Raw genomic sequence first — 22,733 nt, 5'->3', positions numbered from 1 at the left:
ACGGTGCTCCGGTCCGACGACCCCCTCGCAGACCCCGTCGCGCCGAGGCGCGGCGGGGTCTCGTCGTGCACCGCAGATCCCTCTTGCTGAGTGAGTGCTCACTCACTTACGGTGGCCCGGTGAGCAGACCCGGGCGTGCCGCGCCGCTCCCGCCGGACGAACGGCGCGAGGCGATCCTGCGCGCCGTGCGCGCCGTCGTCCTCGACCGCGGGACCAGGGTCACGACGAAGGAGCTCGCGCAGGCGGCCGGGGTCGCGGAGGGCACGCTGTTCCGCGTGTTCCCCGACAAGGACGCGCTCGTGCGCGCGGTCGTGCTCGCGGCGGTCGACCCTGCGGACGACGTCCCGGCGATCGAGGCGATCGACCGCGACGCGCCGTTGGCGGACCGCGTCCGCGCGGTCGTCGAGATCGGCCTGGCTCGGACCGGGCGCGCCATCCGGTGGATGGGGATCCTGCACGAGCTCGGCCGGCCGCCGCACGGCGAGCACGACGAGGAGGCGCACCGCCACATGGTCGAGTTCACCACGCGGCAGGAGCGGGGCCAGGCTGCGGTGCGCGACGCCGTCACCGACGTGCTCGCCGGAGACGCCGACCGCCTCGCGCGCCCGGTCGACGAGGTCGCCGAGCTGCTCGCCGTGACGGTCATGGGACTGTCCATGCTCCAGATCGAGGCCACCCGTCGCCGCGCCGAGCCACGCCTCCCGGCGCTCGACGTCGTGGTCTCCCACTTCCTGACCGGCGCGCTGGGCCCACCGGCAGCCGTGTCGTCCCCCGACCTGTCGTCCGCACCCGCGAGGAGCGTGTGATGCTCAACCGACTCCTGAAAGTGCACCTGGCGCCGTACTCGGGCGCGGTGACCGCGGTCGTCGCCCTCCAGCTCGTGCAGACGCTCGCCACGCTGTACCTGCCGAGCCTCAACGCGCGGATCATCGACGACGGCGTGGCCGTGGGCGACACCGACGAGATCATGCGCCTCGGCACCGTCATGCTCGCGGTGAGCCTGGTGCAGGTCGTCGCGGCGGTCGCGGCCGTCTGGTACGGCTCCTACGCCGCGATGGCGTTCGGTCGCGACGTGCGCCTGCGCCTGTTCGCGCACGTGCAGACGTTCTCCGCGCGTGAGCTCGGGCAGTTCGGCGCGCCGACGCTGATCACCCGGACGACGAACGACGTGCAGCAGGTCCAGATGGTCGCGCTGATGACGTTCACGTTCGTGATCATGGCGCCGATCATGCTCGTCGGCGGCGTCGTCATGGCGCTGCGCGAGGACGTCAGGCTGTCGGGCGTCCTGGTGGTCGCCGTGCCGGTCCTGGGGATCGTCATCGCGGCGATCGTCTCGCGGATGATCCCGTACTTCCGCGTCATGCAGAAGCGGATCGACGCGATCAACCGCGTGATGCGCGAGCAGATCGCGGGGATCCGGGTGATCCGCGCGTTCGTGCGGGAGGGCCGTGAGGCGCAGCGGTTCGACGACGCCAACCGCGCGCTGTACGACACGTCGCTGCGCACCGGTCAGCTCATGGCGCTGATGTTCCCCGCGGTCATGCTCGTGCTGAACCTGACGAGCACGTCCGTGCTCTGGTTCGGCGGGCACCGGGTCGCCGAGGGGCAGATGCAGATCGGCCAGCTCACGGCGTTCCTGTCCTACCTGGCCTACATCCTCATGGCCGTGATGATGAGCACGATGATGTTCGTGATGTTCCCGCGCGCGATCGTCGCCGCGGGCCGCATCGGCGAGGTGCTCGAGACGCACTCGAGCGTCCTGCCCCCCGAGAACCCCGTGCCGCTGCCGCCCGACGACTCGCGGCGGGGCCGGCTCGAGCTGCGGGGCGTCGAGTTCCGCTACCCGGGCGCCGAGCGCGCCGTGCTCGAGGGGGTCGACCTGGTGGTCGAGCCCGGACGGACGACCGCGATCATCGGCTCGACCGGCTCGGGCAAGTCCACGCTGCTCAACCTCATCCCGCGGCTGTACGACGTGACGGCCGGCCAGGTGCTGCTCGGCGGCGTCGACGTGCGCGACCTCGACCAGCGCGAGCTGTGGTCGCAGATCGGTCTGGTGCCGCAGAAGCCGTACCTCTTCTCCGGCACGGTGCGCTCGAACCTCGAGTACGGCGCGCCCGGGGCGGACGACGACGAGCTGTGGCACGCGCTCGAGGTCGCCCAGGCACGCGACTTCGTCGAGGCGATGAACGGCGGGCTCGACGCGCCGATCGAGCAGGGCGGCGGCAACCTGTCGGGCGGCCAGCGCCAACGTCTCGCGATCGCCCGGGCGCTCGCGAGACGCCCACGCCTGTACCTGTTCGACGACTCGTTCTCGGCGCTGGACTACGCCACCGACGCGGCGCTGCGTGCCGCGCTCGTCCCCGAGACCCGCGAGGCGAGCGTGCTGGTCGTCGCCCAGCGCGTCGCGACGATCCGCACCGCCGAGCACATCGTCGTCGTCGACGCGGGACGCGTGGTCGGCGAGGGCACCCACGCGGAGCTCCTCGCGACCAACCCCACCTACCAGGAGATCGTGTACTCCCAGCTCAGCGCGCAGGAGGCGGCATGACCACGCCACGCGGACCCCAGCCCGCCCCGGCGCCTGCGGCCGCGTCGCCCGCGCGCGTGCGCCGAGGCCCCGTGGGGCACGGCCCCATGGCGAACATGGGCATGCCCGGCGAGAAGTCGATGCGGTTCCGCGAGTCGGGGTCGCGGTTCCTGCGGGAGCTGCGGCCCGAGCGGGTGCGGATCGTCGCCATCGTGCTGCTCGGCGTGGCCTCGGTCGTCCTCGCGGTGATCGGGCCCAAGCTCCTGGGCAACGCGACGAACGTGCTGTTCGAGGGTGTCACGGGGTCGATGCTGCCTGCCGGGCTGAGCAAGGCCGAGGCGGTCGCCGCGCTGCGCGCGCAGGGCGAGGACCGCGTCGCCGACATGGTGTCCGCGATGGACGTGGTGCCCGGGCAGGGGGTCGACTTCGACCGCCTCGGGCAGATCCTGCTCGTCGTCGCGCTGGTCTACCTGGGGTCGTTCCTGTTCGGCTGGGCGCAGGGCCGCATGACGGCCGGCGTCGTGCAGCGCGCCGTCCTGCGCCTGCGTACCCAGGTCGAGGCCAAGCTGTCCCGCGTCCCGCTGCGCTACGTCGACTCGCAGCCGCGCGGCGAGCTGCTGTCGCGGGTGACCAACGACATCGACAACGTCGCCCAGACGCTGCAGCAGACGCTGAGCCAGGTGATCACGTCGCTCCTGACGGTCGTCGGCGTGCTCGCGATGATGTTCTGGATCTCGCCCCTGCTCGCGGTCGTCGCGCTCGTCACCGTGCCCCTGTCCATGCTGGTCGCCGCGCTGATCGCGAAGCGCTCGCGGCCGCGGTTCATCGAGCAGTGGACCTACACGGGGCAGGTCAACGCGCACATCGAGGAGATGTTCACGGGGCACACGCTCGTGCAGGTGTTCAACCACGCCGACGACGCCGTCGAGACGTTCACGCAGCGCAACGAGGCGCTCTACGACTCGAGCCGGCGCGCGCAGTTCATCTCGGGCATCATCCAGCCGGCGCTCGGGTTCATCGCGAACCTCACGTACGTGATCATCGCGGTCGTCGGCGGGCTGCGGATCGCCTCGGGGGCGATGACGCTGGGCGACGTGCAGGCGTTCATCCAGTACAGCCGTCAGTTCTCGCAGCCCATCACGCAGCTCGCGAGCATGGCCAACCTGCTGCAGTCGGGCGTCGCGTCGGTCGAGCGTGTCTTCGAGCTGCTCGACGCGCCGGAGCAGGACCCGGACCCGGAGCCCGCGACCGAGCTCGACCGTCCGGTGCGCGGCAGGGTCGCCTTCGAGCACGTCGCGTTCTCCTACCGCGAGGACGAGCCGCTCATCGAGGACCTGTCGCTCGTCGCCGAGCCCGGGCAGACGATCGCGATCGTCGGGCCGACGGGCGCCGGCAAGACGACGCTGGTGAACCTCATCATGCGGTTCTACGAGCTCGACGCGGGCCGGATCACCCTGGACGGCGTCGACACCCGGTCCCTGACGCGCGACGACCTGCGCCGTTCGACCGGCATGGTGCTGCAGGACACGTGGCTCTTCGGCGGCACGATCGAGGAGAACATCGCCTACGCGGTCGACGGCGCGACGCACGAGCAGGTGGTCGCGGCTGCCGAGGCCACGTACGTGGACCGGTTCGTCCGGACGCTGCCCGACGGCTACGCGACCGTGATCGACGACGAGGGCACGGGCGTCTCCGCGGGAGAGAAGCAGCTCCTGACGATCGCGCGCGCGTTCCTGTCCGACCCTGCGATCCTCATCCTCGACGAGGCGACGTCCTCGGTCGACACGCGCACGGAGGTGCTCGTCCAGCACGCGATGAACGCGCTGCGCGCGGGCCGGACGTCGTTCGTCATCGCCCACCGCCTCTCGACGATCCGCGACGCCGACACGATCCTGGTCATGGAGCACGGCGCGATCGTCGAGCAGGGCACGCACGACGAGCTCCTGGCGGCCGACGGCGCGTACGCGCGGCTCTACCAGAGCCAGTTCGCCGCGGCGGCGGTCGAGGAGGTCTGAGGCGGGGCCGAGGGCGCCCGAGCCAGGTGAGCAAGGGGCGAACGGCCTCACCCGACCGGGTGAACCGTTTCGGCCGTTGTCGCGCTCCCTGCTGCGTGTGGACGGTGGAGGACCCGCGCTTGCGCGTGAGGGGTCCGCAGCGAGGCGGTCCTCGTGCGCAGGCACTTCCGACCCCCCAGGAGGAACCATGCACGCGTCCGCACGACCTGCTCGAACAGGCCTGCTGCGCCGTCTGCGGCGGGCCGTGATCGCGGTCCCGCTGAGCCTCGCCCTGGGACTGGGCGCGATGACGCTGCTCGCGCCCTCGGCGAGCGCGCACGGCTCCGTCACGGACCCCCCGACCCGGAACTACGGCTGCTGGGAGCGGTGGGGTGCCGACCACCTCAACCCGCAGATGGCCACTCTCGACCCGATGTGCTGGCAGGCCTTCCAGGACAACCCGAACGCCATGTGGAACTGGAACGGCCTGTTCCGTGAGGGCGTGGGCGGCCAGCACCAGGCGGTCATCCCCGACGGCCAGCTGTGCAGCGGCGGGCGGACCCAGAACGGTCTCTACAAGTCGATGGACACGGTCGGTGCCTGGAAGGCCAAGCAGGTCCCGAACACCTTCACGCTCACGCTGACCGACTCCGCGAAGCACGGTGCGGACTACCTCAAGATCTACGTCACGAAGCAGGGCTTCGACCCGACGACCCAGCCGCTCACGTGGGCATCGCTCGACCTCGTCAAGACCACGGGGTCGTACCCGACGACCGGCCTCTACCAGTCGGACATCTCGCTGCCCGGCCGGAGCGGCCGCGCGGTGCTCTACACGATCTGGCAGGCGAGCCACCTCGACCAGCCGTACTACCTGTGCAGCGACATCGTCATCGGCCAGGGCACCGAGCCGACCCAGCAGCCCACCCAGCAGCCGACGCAGGAGCCGACCCAGCAGCCGACCCAGGAGCCGACCCAGGAGCCCACGCAGCAGCCGACTCAGCAGCCCACCCAGCAGCCGACCGGTGCGTGCACCGCGACGGTCAAGGTGAACTCGAGCTGGTCCGGCGGGTACGTGGCCGACGTGGTGGTCACGGCCGGCTCCAGCCGGTTGACCGGCTGGAAGGTCACCGTGGGCGGGGCCACGATCTCGCAGGCGTGGGGCGGCACCCTGAGCGGCAACGTCCTGACGAACGCGGCGTGGAACGGCGCGCTGTCACCCGGCGGGACCGCGACGGCCGGCTTCCTCGGGTCCGGCAGCTCGAGCGGGCTCACGGCAAGCTGCTCGGCAGCCTGACGACGAGCTGACGACCTGACGCGAGCGACGACGCCCGGGCTGCGCACACCGCGCACCCCGGGCGTCGTCGTGCCACTGCGCGAGCGCGGGTCCCCGGCGGGCATACCGGGACGAGTCGGGTATGGCGGCCCGTCCGTCCGGGTGACTAGGTTCGGGTCAGGAGCTGGTCCGCCTGCGGGCGACCCGCGGGGGGAGAGGTCACGGACGTGCACTGGTGGCGAGGGGGTCAGGGCGGGTCGGCCGACGCGCCGAGTCGCGCGGACGACGTGCTGGAGCTGCGGGTGCACGGCGTCGCGAACACGCCTCCCGCCGCGATGCTGGACCTGCGGCCGGACCAGGTCGAGCAGGTCGACGGCGACGACCTCGGCAGCTTCTGGGCGCCGACGAGCGCGGTCGCGGCCGCGCCCCGCAAGGCGGGGGACCCGCGCGTGGTGCCCGCCGGCGTCCGACGTGAGGCGTACTCGTGGGGCGCGATGGCCCGGTTCTCGACCGTGCCCGGGCTCGGGCGGGCGAGCGGGCTGGTCGCCGGCCTGGTCCGGGTGCTGTGGGTGGTGATCGTCCCGTTCGGGCTGGCCAACGTCGCGTACTGGTCGCGGGACGCCGACGAGCCGCACGGGCGCAGGTCGTCGGCGGGCGGAGGGCTCGTCCGCCTGTTCGGCCTCGCGCTGACGCTGCTGTGGGTCACGACGACCGCGACGATCACGCTCGGGATCGTCGCGGCCCAGTGCTACGGGCCGCGCACGAGCCTGACACCGGGTGCGTCGGGCGACGCCGTCCAGTACGTGCAGGTGTGCGCGGCGCTGCCCGACTGGGCGGACGCCGCGGCCCGCTGGTCGACGGGTCTGCGCACCGCCGTGCTCGTCGGGTTCACGGCCGTCGTGATCGTCGCGCTCGGCGCGGTGGGCTCGACGGGCCGGCTGCGCTACGAGCGGCGCATGTCGACGACGAAGGCGCGCCAGCGACTGCGTCCCGCCGGTGCGCCGCCCGCCGCGACGCGCGCCGACGAGGTGCGCGGGCAGGTGTGGCCGATGCTCGCGCGACGGGGCTTCTGGACGCACGCGGACCGCTCGTCGTTGCAGTGGTTCCAGCACCTCGCGGCCGCGTTCGCCACGCTCGCCGGGCTCGTCGCGTGGCACTACCTGTACCGGGACGAGCCGGGCTGCGCGACGTCCGTGGGCTTCGGTGCGCGCGGCTGCCTCGACCCGGGCGTCTGGACCGCGGACGGTCGGCTGCCGTGGGCCGTGCTGCTGCTCGTGTCGGTCGTCGTCGTGGGCCTCGCCGCGGCGCGCACGGGTCGGTTCCGGCTCGAGCCGCCGCCACGTGCGCGCGGCGACCAGCCGCGCCCGCCGCGCGTGTCGCGCACGGGCGACGTCCTGCTGCTCGTGGCCGCGCTGGCGGTCCTGATCGCGGTGCTCGTCGCGGTGGTGCGCTCGGGTGACGGCCCGCTGCGGCCGTCCGACCCGACCGTGGCGCCGTTCCTCGGCCTGTACGCCCTGCCGCGCCTGCTCGTGGCCGTCGTGGTCCTGCTCGCGATCGCGGCGGTCGGGATTCGCGCGCGGCTGCGTGCCCGGGTGTGGGTTCCCTTGACCCTGGTCGCGCTCGCGGCCGCGGTGACCAGCGTGCTGTGGCCGGACGGGGGCTGGGGCGCCGGGTGGCGCTCGCTCGCCGGTCTCGCGCTCGTCGTGCTCGTCGTCGTGGCGTGGACCGCGAACCGCAGGCACGCGGGCCGGCTGCGCGAGGGCTGGTCGGGTCGCGGGCCGGCGGTGCTCCTGAGCACCGCGGCGGGCGTGGGCATGGTGCTCAGCGCGGCCGCAGTGCTGGGGGCGGTGGCCTGGCTGGACGCGCCCGCCGCGGCGGAGAACCAGCGGCTGAGCGCGCAGGACACGGCCGCGCTCGAGCAGGCCGCGGCGGCCGAGCCGCTGCGCGACCCGGTGGTCGTGCACCTGCCGGCGTCCGCGCGGCTGCAGGTGCCGCCGGGGTACGAGCAGTTCGCCGTGGCGAGCGTCGCGGTGCTCGTGCTGCTCCTCGTGCTCGTCGTCGTGCTCACCGCGCGCATGGGTGCCCTGCGCCGCCGACCGTTGCCCGTGGTGCCCGGTGGCGCCGGCGCCGCGCCCGAGCTGCTCGAGGACCTCGCGGTGCAGACCGGCCGGCGGCACGCGGCCCTGGCCCAGCGTGCGGAGCGGCTGATCGGTGCGCTCGGGCTGCTGTTCTTCCTGGCCCTGCTCGCGACGCTCGTGCTGCCCGACCCGCACGCCGCGTACGACGGCCCGTTCGGTGCCCTCTGGACCCTGGGCGTCGAGCTGTCGCGCACGGCGGTGGTCGCGGGCTTCGGCCTGATCGTCGCGAGCGTGGTGCTGGCCGGGTCGAAGCAGCCCCTCGCGCGGCCGTGGGGGCTGCTGTGGGACCTGATGTGCTTCCTGCCGCGCGCGGCGCACCCGTTCGCGCCGCCCTGCTACGCCGAGCGTGTGGTGCCCGAGCTGCGCTCCCGGATCGACGCGTGGCTGGGCGACGACGGGACGCCGATCCCCGACGACGAGCGGCGCGGACGTCGGGTGCTGCTGTCGGCGCACAGCCTCGGCGGCGTCGTGTGCGTGGCGACGCTGCTGGCGCGCTGGGACGGCCCCGCCGGACCGTACGACCACCGGGTCGGCCTGCTGACCTACGGCACCCAGCTGCGCGCGTACTTCGGACGGTTCTTCCCGGAGCTGTTCGGGCCCTCGGTGCTCGGCACCCGACCGAGCGCGGGCGCCCGGCTGTGGAACCCGGACCCCTGGGACTGCCCGGTGCCGCCAGGCGTGGCGCACGCCGGACCGACGCTGCGAGCCTCGCTCAGCGCGCACGGAGGAGAGGGGCGCGCCGGTGCCGTGCGCTGGCGCAGCCTGTGGCGGCGCACGGACTTCATCGGCTTCCCGGTCGACGCGTACGCCGACAGCGTCGTCGACGTGCCCGCGAGCGAGGTCGACGCGGACGCGTACCTGCTCGCGGTGGCGGCGCACAGCGGCTACCCGCGAGCGCCCGAGTACCGCCAGGAGCTCGACACGCTCGTCGCGCGGCTGCGCGCGAGCCGCGCCGTCCGGTGACGACGACGGCCGGTGGTCCCGCGGTGGCGCGCCCGCGGGGACGTATCCTCGCGGGATGCGCCGCGACAGCCTGACCTGGACGTTCTACGGGGCGTTCGTCGTCTGGGGCTGGTTCCTCTACTCCTTCAACCCGAGCGTGCCGCTGCTCGCCGAGGAGTTCGGCATCTCGGCCGCGCAAGCGGGCCTGCACGGCACCGCGATGGCCGCGGGCGCGGTGCTGGCGAGCTGGGCGGCGCCCACGCTCATCGCGGGTCGGGGTCGGCGCGCCGCGATCGTCGTCGCTCTGGGACTCGTCGCGGCCGGTGTCGTCGGGCTCGTGCTCGCGCCGTCGCTGTGGGTCAGCCTGCCGTCGGTCGCGGTCATGGCGGTGGGCGGCAACGTCGCGATCGCGTCGTCGCAGGCGGGGCTAGCGCGGCACCACGGCGAGGCCGCGTCGGCAGCGGTGACCGAGGCGAACGGCGTGGGGTCGTCCGTCGGCCTGGTCGGCCCGCTCGCCGCGGGGCTGTGCGTCGCGATCGGCTGGGGCTGGCGGCCCGCGGTCGCGGTGACGGTCGTGCTCGCGGGGGTCGTCGTGTGGCGCGCCCTGCGGATCCCGGTCGGCGGCGCGATGACGCCACCGACGCGCGGCCCGCACGCCGTGGCCCAGCAGCCGCACGCGCACGCCGTGGTGCGCCTGGACGGGCCGCACGGGGTCGAGCCGGTGCTCGGCTCGGTCGAGGCGACCGCCGTCGCGGTCGTCGAGCGGCCCGACGAGACCGAGCCGACCGCCCCAGCCGCCGACCAGCCCGCGCTCGCCGCACAGGCCCTTGCGCGCCGCCGGCTCGCGGCGTGGTGCTTCCTCGGCAGCCTGGTCGCCGCGATCGCGCTCGAGAACGTCACGACGTTCTGGTCCACCGACCTGGTGCGCGACCAGACCGCCGCCGGCGCGGGGATCGCCACCGCCACCACCGCCGGGTTCGTCGCAGGGCTGTCCGCCGTGCGCTTCGTCGTCGGCCCGATGTCCCTGCGCGTGCGGCCCGCGCTGCTCCTCGCGGTGTCCTTCGTCGTGACCGTCGCGGGCTGGGCCGTGCTGTGGACCGCGACCTCCCCGACCGTCGCCGTGGCGGGGCTCGTGGTCGCCGGCGTGGGCTGCGGCGCGCAGTACCCGCTGTCCGTCGCGCTGCTGCTGTCGACCGCCCCGGGTGCGCAGGACTCCGCACAGGCCCGCGCGACGCTCGCCGGCGGGCTCGCGATCGGACTCGCGCCCTTCGTGCTCGGCGCGCTCGCGGACGCGGTCGGCGTGCACACCGCGTTCCTCGTCGTCCCCGCCATCGCCGTCCTCGGGGGCGTGGCCTCCGTGCTCGGCGGGCGCGCGCTGCTGTCCGGCCGCACCCCGGCCGTGAGATCTTCCGTACGCCCGACACCTTGAGGAGAACCGTGTCCCACCTGGACCACCGCACCGCGCGAGCCGTCGTGACCGTGCTCGGGCCCGACGGCGCGCCGCTCGCCGACACCGACGTCACGGTCGCGCAGACGCGGCACGCGTTCGGCTTCGGCTGCACGGGCTTCGAGTTCCTGCGCCGGGAGCCGCAGGCCTCGTCGCCGCTCGAGGACCTGTGGCTCGACCTGTTCGACACGGCGACGCTGCCGTTCTACTGGCGGCACTTCGAGCCCGAGCGTGGCCACCCGCGCACCGCCGTCCTGCGCGAGGCCGCGAGTCGGCTCGTCGACCGGGGCGTCCGCGTCAAGGGTCACCCGCTCATGTGGCACACGCTCGCGCCGGGCTGGCTGCTCGACCTGCCGGTCGACGAGGTCGAGCGCGTGCAGCGCGAGCGCATCACGCGGGACGTGAGCGAGTTCGCGGGGCTCGTCGACACGTGGGACGCGATCAACGAGGTCGTGATCATGCCCGTGTTCCGCGCCGAGAAGAACGCGATCACCCCCCTCGCATGGGAGCGCGGGCGCATCGCGACGATCCGCCTCGCGTTCGAGACGGCACGCGCCGCGAATCCCAGCGCGACCCTCCTCCTCAACGACTTCGACATGTCGACGGCGTACGAGTGCCTCATCGAGGGCGTGCTCGAGGCGGGCATCCAGGTCGACGTGCTGGGGCTGCAGAGCCACATGCACCAGGGCTGGTGGGGTGAGGAGAAGACCGCGCGCGTGCTCGAGCGCTTCTCACGGTTCGGCCTGCCGCTGCACTTCACCGAGACCACGCTCGTCTCGGGCCACCTCATGCCGCGCGAGATCGTCGACCTCAACGACTACCGGGTCGACGCGTGGCCCTCGACGCCCGAGGGCGAGCAGCGCCAGGCCGACGAGCTCACACGGCACTACCAGATGCTCGTCGAGCACCCCGCGGTGCAGTCGGTGACGTACTGGGGCCTGGGCGACGAGGGCGCGTGGCTGGGAGCGCCCGCCGGTCTGGTCCGCCGCGACGGGACGCCCAAGCCCGCCTACACGGCCCTGCGGGACCTCGTGCGGGGGCAGTGGTGGCACGCGCCGACCACGACGCGCACCGATGCCGCCGGGCAGGTCGCGGTCGAGGGGTGGCGCGGCGACTACGAGGTGCGACGGGGCGACGCGGTCGCGGCGTTCGTCGTGGGCGACGACGAGCGGGTCGCCGTCCGCCTGCCGTAGTGCAGACGGGCGCGTCGACGAGTCGTGCGCGCCTGGGAAGATCTCTGACGTGCCTCACCTCGACCTGCGGACCGTGACCGACCCCGGCGACGACCGGCTCGCCGACTACGTCTCGCTCACCGACGTCGCCCTGCGCTCCAAGCACGAGCCGGCCAAGGGCCTCTACATCGCCGAGAGCTCGACCGTGCTCGAACGCGCGCTGCGCGCGGGGCACCGGCCGCGCTCGGTGCTGCTCGCGCCGCGCTGGGTGCCGGACCTGGAGCGCATGGTCGCCGCGCTGCCCGCGCAGGACGACGAGCGGGAACCGATCACGGTGTACGTCGCCGACGAGCCCGTGCTCGAGGCGATCACCGGCTTCCACGTGCACCGCGGCGCGCTCGCGGCGATGCACCGCCCGCCCCTGCCCGCCGTCGCCGACGTGCTGGCCGGTGCGCGGCGCGTCGCCGTGCTCGAGGACATCGTCGACCACACCAACGTGGGCGCGGCGTTCCGGTCGGCCGCGGCGCTCGGCGTGGACGCGGTGCTGGTCACACCGCGCTGCGCGGACCCGTTGTACCGGCGCTCGGTGCGCGTGTCGATGGGGACCGTGTTCCAGGTGCCGTGGACGCGGATCGAGCCGTGGCCGGACGGCGTCGCGGCGCTGCGCGCGGCGGGGTTCGTCTCGGCGGCGCTCGCGCTGTCCGAGGACGCGATCACGCTCGACGAGCTGGTCGCGGACCCGCCGGAGCGGCTCGCGATGGTGCTCGGTGCCGAGGGGCACGGCCTCAAGGCGACGACGGTCGCGGCGTGCGACCTCGTCGTGCGGATCCCGATGGCCGGGGGAGTCGACTCGCTCAACGTCGCGGCGGCGGCGGCGGTGGCGTTCTGGGCGACGCGCGTCGGGTGACGCGGCCGGGCCGCGACGTCGCGGACCCGGTGCCGGCCGACCGTCAGGCCGGTGGGGTGCTCAGTCCCAGAAGGGCGGCAGGTCGTCGTCGAGCGCGCGAGCGGCCGCGAGGAACGTGGTCTCGATGACCTCGTTGCTCAGGGTGGTGACGGTGTCGGTCTGTTGGTCGGTGGGGTCGGCCAGGAGCAGGTCCATGACTTGATGGTCGGCTGCGTGGCGGGGTGCGAGCAGGGACCTGCGTCCCGCTTCGGGCGCCTGTGGTGGGCGACTTCGACCACATCTCACGCGACCTTCACAAGCGCCTCACAAGGCGGTCATCGGGGCGCCAAGCCCAGGTGCGTGAAACGCCAAGGATCTCAGAGCAGGGCGAGCCCGTCGACGACCTCGGCGCCGGGCAGCCGCGCCAGCAGCGCGCCCGGCAGGGCGATCTTGGAGCGCCGGAGCCCGCTGCCGATGACGACCAGCTCGCCGGCCTCGTCAGGCTCGGTGACGCGCGCGTCGACCAGCACGCGGTACCCGGCTGGCAGCCCGACCGGCGTGATGCCCCCGTACTCCATGCCCGACTCCGCGGTGGCGCGGTCCATCGGCAGGAACGAGGCCTTGCGGACGTCGAGCAGACGCTTGACCGCGTTGTTCACGTCCGCCCTGGTGGTCGCGCGCACGACCGCCGCGGCGACGCGCTCGAGTCCCTCGCGTCGACCCGCGACCAGCACGCAGTTCGCCGACGCCGACGGGGGCAGGTCGAACGCCGCGGTCAGCGCGGCGGTGTCCGCGAGGTCCGGGTCGATCTCGGCGACGAGCACGCGTGACGCGACCTCGTCGTCGTCGGCCGCCCACCCGGCCAGCGTCGCCGCGGTGCTCGGCGCGACGAGGTCGAGGCGCTCGAGCGCGGGCTGCCAGGTCAACGTCCCCAGGGTCACGCGCGCAGCCTACCGACGCCGTCCCGCCCGTCGAGAGCCCAGGTCTCGACGGGCGGGACGGCGTGCCGGGGGAGGGCGTCAGCGCTGGTACGTCCCGACGAGGACGCCGCGCGCGAGCGTGTGGAAGACCAGCGCGCAGCTCGCGGCGCCGGGCGACGTGTCGGGCGTCAGCCCGAGGTCGGCCGTGTCGAGGGCGTGCACGACGAGGAAGTAGCGGTGCACCTGGTCGCCGGGCGGTGGCGCGCACCCCGTGTAGCCGGCCTCGCCGTCGTCGTTGCGGAGCTGGAACGCGCCCGCGGGCAGGGCTGTCCCCTCGGGCGCGCCCGCGCCCGACGCGAGCGCCGACACGTCCGCGCCGAGCCCCAGGACCGTCCAGTGGAACCAGCCGGCGACGCCCGGTGCGTCGGGGTCGAACACGCTCACCGCGAAGCCGCGCGTCCCCGCGGGTGCACCGGTCCACGCGACCTGGGGCGACACGTTGCGTCCGCGGGCGGTGTTCGTGTGCACGTCGGGGACCGGCGCGCCGTGGGTCCAGTCGGTGCTGGTCACGACGAGCGTCGGCACCGCGGGCAGGAGGCTGTACGGATCAGGGGCGACGGGGCGGGCGATCGAGGTCACGGCTCCTCCGGGGTCGTCGTGGACGTGCGGGATCCGGATGTGGCAGCGCCCATCGTGGCCTCCTCGCCGCGCACGTGCGAGCGAGCGTGCTCCAACGCGGTGCCCAGGTCGTCGAAGAGGTGGTGCTCGTGCGCGAGCACGTCCAGCACGCCCACCGACTTCACGACGCGGTGGTGCTGCGGGCGCAGCCCCTTGAGCAGGACGACGATCCCGCGGTGCTGCAGGTCGATGACGATCTGCGCGAGCGCGTGCGCGCCGCTCGTGTCGAGGACGCTCACGCTCGACAGTCGCAGCACCACCACCCGGACGTCGGTGACCTGCGCGAGCTCGTCGAGGAACCGCCGCACGTCCGCGAAGAACAGCGCGCCGTCGATGCGGTAGACGGCGATGTGCTCGTGCAGCAGGGCGCGCTCGTCGTCGGCGTGCAGCACCTCGTCGGGCGCGTCCTCGCGGTGCAGACCGCTCGCCCGTGCCACCGCGCGCAGCGCGAGCACGGCGGCCACCGCGACGCCGACCTCGACCGCGAGCACCAGGTCGAACACGACCGTCACGACGAGCGTCGTGAGGAAGACCGCTGCGCCTGACCGACCCGAGCGGCAGATCGCGGCGGCCGTCGAGACGTCGACCATGCGCGCGGCCGTGACGAGCAGGACCGCGGCGAGCGCCGCCAACGGGATCCGGCCCACCCACGGCGCCGCGAGGTAGACGACGCCCGCGAGCAGCGCCGCGTGGCTGAGCGCCGCCACGCGGGTGCGCGCCCCCGAGCGCACGTTGACCGCGGTGCGGGCGATCGCGCCGGTCGCGGGCAGCCCGCCGAACAGGCCGGACGCGACGTTCGCGAGACCCTGCCCGACGAGCTCGCGGTTGGGCTTGGTGCGCGCCAGGTCGTCGGCCATGCCGTCGGCGACCCGCGCCGACAGCAGCGACTCGAGCGCGGCGAGCGCCGCCACGGCGAGCGCGGACGAGAACAGCGCACTCGTCGTCTGGGCGTCCACGACGGGCAGGTGAGGGGCGGGCAAGGAGGCCGGGAGGGCGCCGATCCGAGGGACGTCCAGGTCGGCGAGCTCGGCGACGAGGGTGGCCACCACGACGGCGACGAGGGAGGCGGGAATCCCGCGACGGAGCCGGGGGAGGACGACCATGAGCGCGACCGACAGGACGACGAGCGCGAGCGGGGCGACCGCGGCTGCCCAGTCGACGTCACCGATCGTGTCCAGGGCCACCTGCGCCGCGTTCGTGCCCGGCGCGGCAGGGGTGCCCAGTGCGAGCGGGACCTGCTGCAGCGCGATGACCAGGCCGATGCCGACCGTGAACCCCTCGACGACGGGCCACGGGATGTACGCGACGAGCCGGCCGAGGCCCAGGACGCCCGCCAGCACGACGAGGCCGCCCGCCATGATCGCGACCACGGGCACGGACTCGGGTCCGAACCGGGCGACCACGGGGAGCAGGACGACCGTCATCGCGCCGGTCGGCCCGCTGACCTGCAGGTGCGAGCCGCCGAGGACCGCGGCGACGGCTCCCGCGACCACGGCCGTCACGAGGCCCGCCGCCGCGCCCAGCCCCGACGACACACCGAAGCCGAGCGCGAGCGGCAGCGCGACGATCGCGACCGTGAGGCCCGCGAGCAGGTCGCGGCGCCAGGAGCGCGACAGCCCCGTGTAGTCGTCGCGGTGCGGTGCGAGGGCGATCACGCGGCGGCGTGCGGCGACGAGCAGTGCGCCGGGGTGGGTCTGGCCGAAGGTGAGGTCAGGGGTGGTGGTCGGTGCCTCGTCGACGCTCACGCGTCGCCGTCCGTGAGGAGCTCGTGGCGGCGCGCGGCGGCGTCGACGAGGACCGCGCGGGCGGCGGCGAGCATGTCGGCCACGGCGGGCAGGGCCAGGGCGTAGTGGACCGCGTTGCCGGTGCGCCGCGCGGTGACGACGCCGGCGCGTCGCAGCACGCCGAGGTGCTGCGACAGGTGCGAGGCCTCGAGCCCCAGCTCGGTGAGCAGCTCGGCGACCTGGCGGTCACCCTCGACGAGGAGCTCCAGCGTGCGCACGCGCACGGGGTGTGCGAGCGCCTTGAACAGGTCGGCCTTGACGTCCGGGAGGGGACGGTCGAGGCCGTGGGCACGCAGTGGCACGGGACCTCCGATGGCCTGCCGCAGGTTTGATGGATTGATCAATCCGTCAAACCATACGCCTCCGACGACCGGTCGACGGGACCGCAGGTCCCACCTGGTGGCGTGCGCTGCCCGGGGTGTGCCGGGGGTTCGGGCGAGGGTGCGGAGCCGCCGCCTGCGAGGTTGACACCGGGACTGTGGGCGACGTGTACTAGAGTGATCGAACAAGCGTTCGAACGGTTTGCCGTCTCTTTCGGGTGCGCCACGTCGCGCTCAGCGGGGCGGTGCCGTGGCAGGAGACGAACACAGGGACGGTCATGACGGTCGAGGTGCTGACCCGGGAGGAGCGAGTCGCCCGCGCTCGCCTCGCCCTGGCTCACGCCGAGCTCCGTACCGGTGCCCGCAGCGTGCACCTGCGCACCGAGGCGCCCGCCAGGTCGCCCGAGCCCGCTGTGCTGCCCCGGGACACCACGGGTCTGGACGCCGTTCTGCCGGACGCTGTTCTGCCGGACGCCGCGGTTCACGGGGCGCGGTCCACGCGCACCGACGCCCTGAGCGCGGCGCTGCCCACCACGGCGCTGCCCACCACGGCGCTGCCCACCACGGCGCTGCCCACCACGGCGCTGCCCACCACGGCGCTGCTCACCACCGAGCGCCCGGCGCTGCCCGTCCCGCCCGCGCTGGCGCCACTGCTCCCGGACGGTCTGCGCCGGGGGGCCACCACGGCGGTCCTCGGCTCGACCTCGCTCGCGGTGGCCGTGCTCGCTGCCGCGAGTGCGTCCGGCGCCTGGGTGACGGTCGTCGGGCAGCCCGCTCTGGGTCTGCTCGCCGCGGCGCAGGCCGGCGTCGACCTGACCCGCCTGGCCGTCGTCCCGTCCCCGGGGGCGGATGCCGCGACCGTGCTCGGGGCGCTCGTCGACGGCATGGACGTGGTGGTCGTCGGACCGCAGGCCGCCCTCGTCGACGCCGACCGGCGCAGGCTGTCCGCGCGGGCGCGCGAGCGCGGTGCGGTGCTGCTCGCGACTGTCGCCTGGCCGGGCGCGGACGTGATCCTGACCGTGGACCCCGTCGGGGGTCAGGGCGGGTGGCACGGGGTGGGCTCGGGTGAAGGACGCCTGCGCACGCAGCAGGTCCGCGTGGCCCGCACCGGTCGGCGCGGCGCGGCCGTGCCGTTGTCGCTCGTGCTCGCGCTGCCGCTGGCCGCCCCGGACGGCCTCCCCGACGACCCCCGTCGACGGGCCGCCCCGCAGTCCACAGCCGTCGTGTCACCGGCGGCGGCGCGGCCTGACCTGCGGCTCGTCGGATGAGCACGCGCACCACCGTCCTGTGGGTGCCGGACTGGCCCGTCGTCGCGGCGGTCGCGGCGCTCGAGGTCCCCGCGCACCTGCCCGCCGCGGTGCTCGCCGGTCAGCGGGTGAGCGCGGTCAACGCGCTGGCGCGGCTCGAGGGGGTGCGCCGCGGCATGCGCCGACGCCAGGCGCAGGGCTGCTGCCCCGAGCTGGAGCTGCTGCCGGCCGACGACGCGCGCGACGTGCGGATGTTCGAACCGGTGGCCATGGCCGCCGAGACCGTGGTGGCCGGCCTCGAGGTGGTCCGGCCCGGCCTGCTCCTGCTGCCCGCCGGTGGTGCCAGTCGGTACCACGGCTCGGAGGACGCACTCGCGGAACGGCTCGTCGAGGCCGTCGCGCAGGGCACCGGGCACGAGTGCGCGGTCGGGACGGCCGACGGGCTGCTCGCCGCCGTCGTGGCCGCACGCATCGGCGCGTGGGTCCCGCCGGGGGGCTCGCCGCAGTTCCTGGCATCCCGGCCGATGACCGAGCTCGCCTTCGCGGCGGTCACGCAGGAGGGCTCAGGCCAGGTCGACGAGCTCGTCGACCTGCTGCACCGACTGGGCCTTCGTCGGCTCGGCCAGCTCGCGGCGCTGCCGTCCGCGGACGTGCACGCGCGGTTCGGCCGCCTCGGGGTGTGGGCGCACCTGCTTGCGCGCGGCGACGACGAGCGTCCTCCCGTGCGTCGTCGCCCGGAGGCGGACCTCGACGTCAGCGCCGAGCTGGACCCGCCGGTGGACCGCGTGGACACCGCGACGTTCGCGGGTCGTCGGCTGGCCGAGGACCTGCACGCGATGCTCGTCGCGCGCGGGTTGACGTGCGGACGGCTGGAGATCGCGGCCCGCACCGACGAGGGCGTCGACCTGGTCCGGGTGTGGCGCACCGACCTCGGCGGGTGGGGCGGGCTGTCGCCGTCGCGCATCACCGACCGCATCCGCTGGCAGCTCGAGAGCTGGCTCACCACCACGGCCGTGACGACCGCGCGCTCGCGCCGGCTCGACGCGCGCACCCGCCGGCAGTCGTCGGCGGACCTGGCGGCCGCCACCGGCCCCGAGGCGCCGGAGTGGGACCCGCACCCCGAGGACACGCCGTCGGTCACGCTGGTCCGCCTGTCGGTCACAGCGCTCGACGTCGCGCCCGCGGGCGTCGAGCAGGGCCGCCTGTGGGGCGGGCCGTCCGGCGGCGACCTGCGCGCGCACCGCGTGCTGGACCGGGCGCAGAGCATCGTCGGAGGCTCGGGGCTGCTCACGGCCACGGTGCAGGGCGGGCGTGACGTGCGCGAGCAGGTCCACGTGCGTCCGTGGGGCGACCAGAGCGACCCCGAGCGTCCTCTGGACCGGCCGTGGCCCGGCCGGTTGCCGGCACCCGCGCCCGCCACCGTGCTGCCGGAGCCCGAGTCGGTGCAGGTGCACGACGCGGCGGGCGCCCCGGTGGTCCTCGACGCGCGCGCCGGGTTCAGCGGCGTGCCCACGTGGGTGGTGTGGGGCGCCGGTCGACGGTCGCGTGTCACCGGGTGGGCGGGGCCGTGGCTGCTCATGAGTCGCTGGTGGGCGCAGGACCAGGCCGGTCCCGCGGTGGTGCGCGGGCACGTGCAGATGACGTTCGACGACGAGCCTGCGGCGCTGCTCACCGCGACGCCCACGGGGTGGGCGTGCGAGGCGCGCTATGACTGAGCGGACCCGGCCAGGCGGGCCGCGCTACGCCGAGCTGCACGCGCACTCGGCGTTCAGCTTTCTCGACGGCGCGAGTCAGCCCGAGGAGCTGGCGGCCGAGGCCGCACGCCTCGGGCTGACCGCGCTCGCGCTCACCGACCACGACGGCCTCTACGGCGTCGTGCGGTTCTCCGAGGCCGCACGCAGGGTCGGGGTGGACACGGTCTTCGGTGCCGAGCTGCACCTGCCGGCACCCGACGCGCGCCGGCACGGGCGCGAACCCGCACCGCCACCGGGGCCCGGCGTGCTCGACGAGCCGACGGGCGTGCCGGACCCGCGCTCGACTCACCTGCTGGTCCTCGCACGCGGCCCGGACGGCTATCGGTCGCTGTCCCGGGCCATCGCACAGGGACACCTGGACACCGGGCGCAAGGGTGCCGCGGAGTACCACCTGGAGTCGCTGGCCGAGGCCGCGGCGGGCCAGTGGCTCGTGCTGACGGGGTGCCGCAAGGGTGCCGTGCGGCGCGCGCTCGCGGGTGGAGACCCGTCGGGCGTGGTCCCCGTCGCGCCCGGCGGTGCGGCCGCAGCGGCCCGGGAGCTCGACCGGCTCGTCGCCCTGTTCGGACGGGACAACGTCGCGGTCGAGCTGACGGCCGCCGGTGACGCGTACGACGACGAGCGCGCGGACGCGCTGGCCATGCTCGCGCGCGACGCCGGGCTGCCCCTCGTCGCGACCACCGCCGCGCACCAGGCGACCCCGCGCGACGCCGACCTGGCCGCCGCGCTCGCGGCGGTGCGCGCGCGCTCGTCGTTGCACGACCTCGACGGCTGGCTGCCGGCGGGACCGGGGGCTCACCTGCGCTCGGCCACGGAGATGCTGCGGCTGCACCGGCGCTACCCGGACGCCGTGACGACCGCCGCCGACCTCGCGGCGCAGTGCGCGTTCGACCTCAAGCTCGTCGCGCCGTCGCTGCCGCCGTACCCGGTGCCGCCCGGCCACACCGAGGCGACCTGGTTGCGCGAGCTGGTCCGGCAGGGTGCGCTCGAGCTGTACGGACCGCCCGAGCACGAGCGTGTCCCCGGGGCGTACGCGCAGCTCGAGCACGAGCTGCGCGTGATTGAGGAGCTCGGCTTCCCGGGCTACTTCCTGGTGGTCTACGACCTGGTCACGTTCTGCCGCGACAACGGGATCATGGCGCAGGGCCGAGGGTCGGCCGCGAACTCGGCGGTCTGCTACGCGCTGCGCGTCACCGCGGTGGACGCCGTGCACCACGGCCTGCTGTTCGAGCGCTTCCTGGCCCCCGAGCGCGACGGGCCACCGGACATCGACGTCGACATCGAGTCCGCGCGGCGGGAGGAGGTCATCCAGCACGTCTACGCGCGGCACGGCCGCACGCACGCCGCGCAGGTGGCCAACGTGATCTCCTACCGGCCGCGCTCGGCGGTGCGCGACGCCGCCCGGGCACTCGGGTACGACGCGGGTCAGCAGGACGCGTGGGCGAAGTCCATCGAGCGCTGGGGGAGCCTGCGCGCCGCACCGACGCCGGCCGCGCCCGACCCGTCGACTCCGGCGGCGAGCGTCGCACGCGAGGAGCGCCCGCACACCGGTCACTCGGGACCGTTGCCGGTCGTCACCGGGAGACAGCTGCGTGCCGAGGCGCGCGGAGCGCAGTGGGTCTCGGGCACCCCGGGTGGTCCGCGCTCGTCGTCGGCACCGGCACGAGGACGCAAGGGCGACGAGGTGCCGGGTCTCGCGACGGCCGACGGGCACGACGTCGTCCCGTCGCGCCTGCCGCCGTCCGCCGACGCGGAGGGCGAGATCCCGGACCAGGTCATCGACCTGGCCGAGCGGTTCCTGCGCCTGCCCCGGCACCTCGGGATCCACTCGGGCGGCATGGTCATGTGCGACCGCCCGGTGATCGAGGTCTGCCCGGTCGAGTGGGCGCGCATGCCGGGCCGCACGGTCCTGCAGTGGGACAAGGAGGACTGCGCCGACGCCGGGCTGGTCAAGTTCGACCTGCTCGGGCTGGGCATGCTCACCGCGCTGCGGATCGCGTTCACCTCCGTGCGTGATCACGGCGGGCCAGACCTGGACCTGCACGCGCTACCGCAGGACGACCCGCTGGTCTACGAGCTGCTGAGCGAGGCGGACACGGTCGGGGTGTTCCAGGTGGAGTCGCGCGCCCAGATGGGCACGTTGCCGCGGCTGCGTCCGCAGACGTTCTACGACATCGTCATCGAGGTCGCGCTCATCCGCCCCGGCCCGATCCAGGGCAACTCCGTGCACCCGTACATCGAGCGCGCGCGCGGGCGCCAGGAGGTGACCTACCTGCACCCGCTGCTCGAGCCCTCGTTGCGCAAGACGCTCGGGGTGCCGCTGTTCCAGGAGCAGCTCATGCAGATGGCGATCGACGTCGCGGACTTCACCCCCGCCGAGGCCGACCAGCTGCGCCGTGCGATGGGCTCGAAGCGGTCGACCGAGCGGATGCTCGCGCTCAAGGAACGCCTGATGACCGGCATGGCCTCGCACGGCATCTCGCGGGAGACCGGCGAGCAGATCTTCGACAAGCTCAAGGCCTTCGCGGACTTCGGCTTCCCCGAGTCGCACGCCTACTCGTTCGCGTTCCTCGTCTATGCGAGCGCCTGGCTCAAGGTCCACCATCCCGCGGCGTTCTACGCGGGCCTGCTGGCGGCCCAGCCCATGGGGTTCTACTCACCGCAGAGCCTGGCCGCCGACGCGCGCCGGCACGGCATCGAGGTGCTGCGCCCCGACGTGCAGCAGTCGGGGGCCGCCGCGACCGTCGAACGCGTCGGGCCCACGCCACCCGGAGGAGAGCCGCGGCTGGTCCCGCGTCCCAGCGGCACCGGCCCGACCCCGCAGCCGGGCGTCCGCACGAGCAGCGGTTCGAGCAGGGAGGGCGTCGACCGGCCGGCGCGGTCGCTCGCGGTGCGGATCGGGCTCGCGGCGGTGCGGGGGATCAGCACCGCGCTCGCGGAGCAGATCGTCGAGGAGCGGGAGGCACGCGGACCGTTCGCCGACCAGCGCGACCTCGTCCGCCGGGTCCGGCTGACGACCGGCCAGCTCGAGGCGCTCGCCACGGCGGGCGCGCTCGACGGTCTCGGCGTGACGCGCCGCGAGGCGCTGTGGGCGGCGGGTGCGCTCGCGCAGGAGAACCCGCAGACGCTGCCTGGCGTCAGCGTCGGTGTCAGCGCACCCACGCTGCCCGGGCTGAGCCCGGTGGAGACCGCGACGGCCGACGTGTGGGCGACGGGGGTGTCGGTCGACTCCTACCCGACGCAGTTCGTGCGCGACGGGCTCGACGCCGCCGGGGTGCTGCGGGTCGAGCAGGCGTACCGGCACGAGACGGGGCGACGGGTCGCGGTCGCCGGGGTCGTCACCCACCGGCAGCGACCCGGCACGGCCGGCGGTGTCACGTTCCTGTCGCTGGAGGACGAGACCGGGCTGCTCAACATCGTCTGCTCGGCGGGTCTGTGGCAACGGTTCCGGCGCACCGCGCGCACGAGCCGCGCGATGGTCGTGCGCGGGTTGCTGGAACGGCAGGACGGGGCGACGAACCTCGTCGCCGAGCACCTGGCCCCGTTGTCGCTCAAGGTCCGGTCGACGTCACGCGACTTCCAGTGAGCGCGCTCGACCTGCGCCGAGGCCGGCCCACGCCGAGCCTGCGAGCAGGGGCGGGCGCAGGCTCGGCG

At 74.5% G+C, this 22,733-nt stretch carries 16 protein-coding genes; 11 read left to right on the top strand and 5 right to left on the bottom strand.

Going from position 1 to position 22,733, the window contains the following annotated elements; all coding sequences use genetic code 11:
* Positions 1–119: 119 nt before the first annotated feature.
* The 8 genes from CGE01nite_RS01220 (at position 120) to CGE01nite_RS01185 (ending at position 12,400) form a co-directional block, all read left to right on the top strand.
* Positions 120–806, top strand: coding sequence for a TetR/AcrR family transcriptional regulator (locus CGE01nite_RS01220; RefSeq protein ID WP_048344116.1), 687 nt, complete (start codon positions 120–122; stop codon positions 804–806).
* Positions 806–2,548, top strand: coding sequence for an ABC transporter ATP-binding protein (locus CGE01nite_RS01215; RefSeq protein ID WP_141368479.1), 1,743 nt, complete (start codon positions 806–808; stop codon positions 2,546–2,548). Before CGE01nite_RS01220 ends, CGE01nite_RS01215 begins: the two co-directional genes overlap by 1 nt.
* Positions 2,545–4,542, top strand: coding sequence for an ABC transporter ATP-binding protein (locus CGE01nite_RS01210; RefSeq protein ID WP_048344117.1), 1,998 nt, complete (start codon positions 2,545–2,547; stop codon positions 4,540–4,542). Before CGE01nite_RS01215 ends, CGE01nite_RS01210 begins: the two co-directional genes overlap by 4 nt.
* A gap of 187 nt (positions 4,543–4,729) precedes the next feature.
* The gene (locus CGE01nite_RS01205) at positions 4,730–5,815 is read left to right on the top strand and encodes a lytic polysaccharide monooxygenase (protein ID WP_141368477.1); all 1,086 of its coding nucleotides are present in this window, start codon (positions 4,730–4,732) and stop codon (positions 5,813–5,815) included.
* A 206-nt stretch (positions 5,816–6,021) separates the two neighbouring features.
* Complete coding sequence (locus CGE01nite_RS01200; protein ID WP_141368475.1) at positions 6,022–8,895, top strand: hypothetical protein; 2,874 nt, start codon at positions 6,022–6,024, stop codon at positions 8,893–8,895.
* Between the two features lie 55 nt (positions 8,896–8,950).
* Positions 8,951–10,303 carry an MFS transporter gene (locus CGE01nite_RS01195; RefSeq protein ID WP_141368473.1) on the top strand — a complete coding sequence of 451 codons (1,353 nt, stop codon included), beginning with the start codon at positions 8,951–8,953 and terminating at the stop codon, positions 10,301–10,303.
* Between the two features lie 8 nt (positions 10,304–10,311).
* Positions 10,312–11,514 carry an endo-1,4-beta-xylanase gene (locus CGE01nite_RS01190; protein WP_141368471.1) on the top strand — a complete coding sequence of 401 codons (1,203 nt, stop codon included), beginning with the start codon at positions 10,312–10,314 and terminating at the stop codon, positions 11,512–11,514.
* A 40-nt stretch (positions 11,515–11,554) separates the two neighbouring features.
* Positions 11,555–12,400: a TrmH family RNA methyltransferase gene (locus CGE01nite_RS01185; RefSeq protein ID WP_369796589.1), complete on the top strand. Its 846-nt coding sequence runs from the start codon at positions 11,555–11,557 to the stop codon at positions 12,398–12,400.
* Between the two features lie 60 nt (positions 12,401–12,460).
* Here the strand turns inward: CGE01nite_RS01185 and CGE01nite_RS17205 are convergent, their stop codons facing one another.
* From CGE01nite_RS17205 to CGE01nite_RS01165, 5 genes are all read right to left on the bottom strand, one after another.
* Positions 12,461–12,595, bottom strand: coding sequence for a hypothetical protein (locus tag CGE01nite_RS17205; RefSeq protein WP_255318462.1), 135 nt, complete (start codon positions 12,593–12,595; stop codon positions 12,461–12,463).
* A gap of 161 nt (positions 12,596–12,756) precedes the next feature.
* A complete protein-coding gene (locus CGE01nite_RS01180) occupies positions 12,757–13,320 on the bottom strand; it encodes a YbaK/EbsC family protein (protein ID WP_048343992.1) in 564 nt (187 codons plus the stop codon).
* Between the two features lie 78 nt (positions 13,321–13,398).
* Positions 13,399–13,938 carry a YbhB/YbcL family Raf kinase inhibitor-like protein gene (locus CGE01nite_RS01175; RefSeq protein WP_141368469.1) on the bottom strand — a complete coding sequence of 180 codons (540 nt, stop codon included), beginning with the start codon at positions 13,936–13,938 and terminating at the stop codon, positions 13,399–13,401.
* Complete coding sequence (locus CGE01nite_RS01170) at positions 13,935–15,722, bottom strand: SulP family inorganic anion transporter (protein WP_141368467.1); 1,788 nt, start codon at positions 15,720–15,722, stop codon at positions 13,935–13,937. The genes CGE01nite_RS01175 and CGE01nite_RS01170 overlap by 4 nt, the downstream gene beginning before the upstream one ends.
* The gene (locus CGE01nite_RS01165; RefSeq protein ID WP_048343991.1) at positions 15,719–16,063 is read right to left on the bottom strand and encodes an ArsR/SmtB family transcription factor; all 345 of its coding nucleotides are present in this window, start codon (positions 16,061–16,063) and stop codon (positions 15,719–15,721) included. The genes CGE01nite_RS01170 and CGE01nite_RS01165 overlap by 4 nt, the downstream gene beginning before the upstream one ends.
* Positions 16,064–16,359: 296 nt before the next feature.
* On the opposite strand from CGE01nite_RS01165, the gene imuA' reads away from it, so the two are divergent.
* The 3 genes from imuA' to CGE01nite_RS01145 are packed head-to-tail and all read left to right on the top strand — an operon-like array spanning position 16,360 to position 22,665.
* Entirely contained in the window at positions 16,360–17,349 is a 990-nt protein-coding gene (gene imuA' / locus CGE01nite_RS17105; protein ID WP_174773395.1) for a DnaE2-dependent mutagenesis accessory factor ImuA', read from the top strand.
* The gene (locus tag CGE01nite_RS01150; RefSeq protein WP_141368460.1) at positions 17,346–19,043 is read left to right on the top strand and encodes a DNA polymerase Y family protein; all 1,698 of its coding nucleotides are present in this window, start codon (positions 17,346–17,348) and stop codon (positions 19,041–19,043) included. Before imuA' ends, CGE01nite_RS01150 begins: the two co-directional genes overlap by 4 nt.
* Positions 19,036–22,665, top strand: coding sequence for a PHP domain-containing protein (locus CGE01nite_RS01145; protein ID WP_141368458.1), 3,630 nt, complete (start codon positions 19,036–19,038; stop codon positions 22,663–22,665). The genes CGE01nite_RS01150 and CGE01nite_RS01145 overlap by 8 nt, the downstream gene beginning before the upstream one ends.
* Positions 22,666–22,733 lie beyond the last annotated feature (68 nt).

Origin of the sequence: Cellulomonas gelida (genome assembly GCF_006538725.1) — a bacterium.
Taxonomy (GTDB): Bacteria; Actinomycetota; Actinomycetes; order Actinomycetales; family Cellulomonadaceae; genus Cellulomonas; species Cellulomonas gelida.
This window is presented reverse-complemented; position numbering and strand designations above follow the sequence as displayed.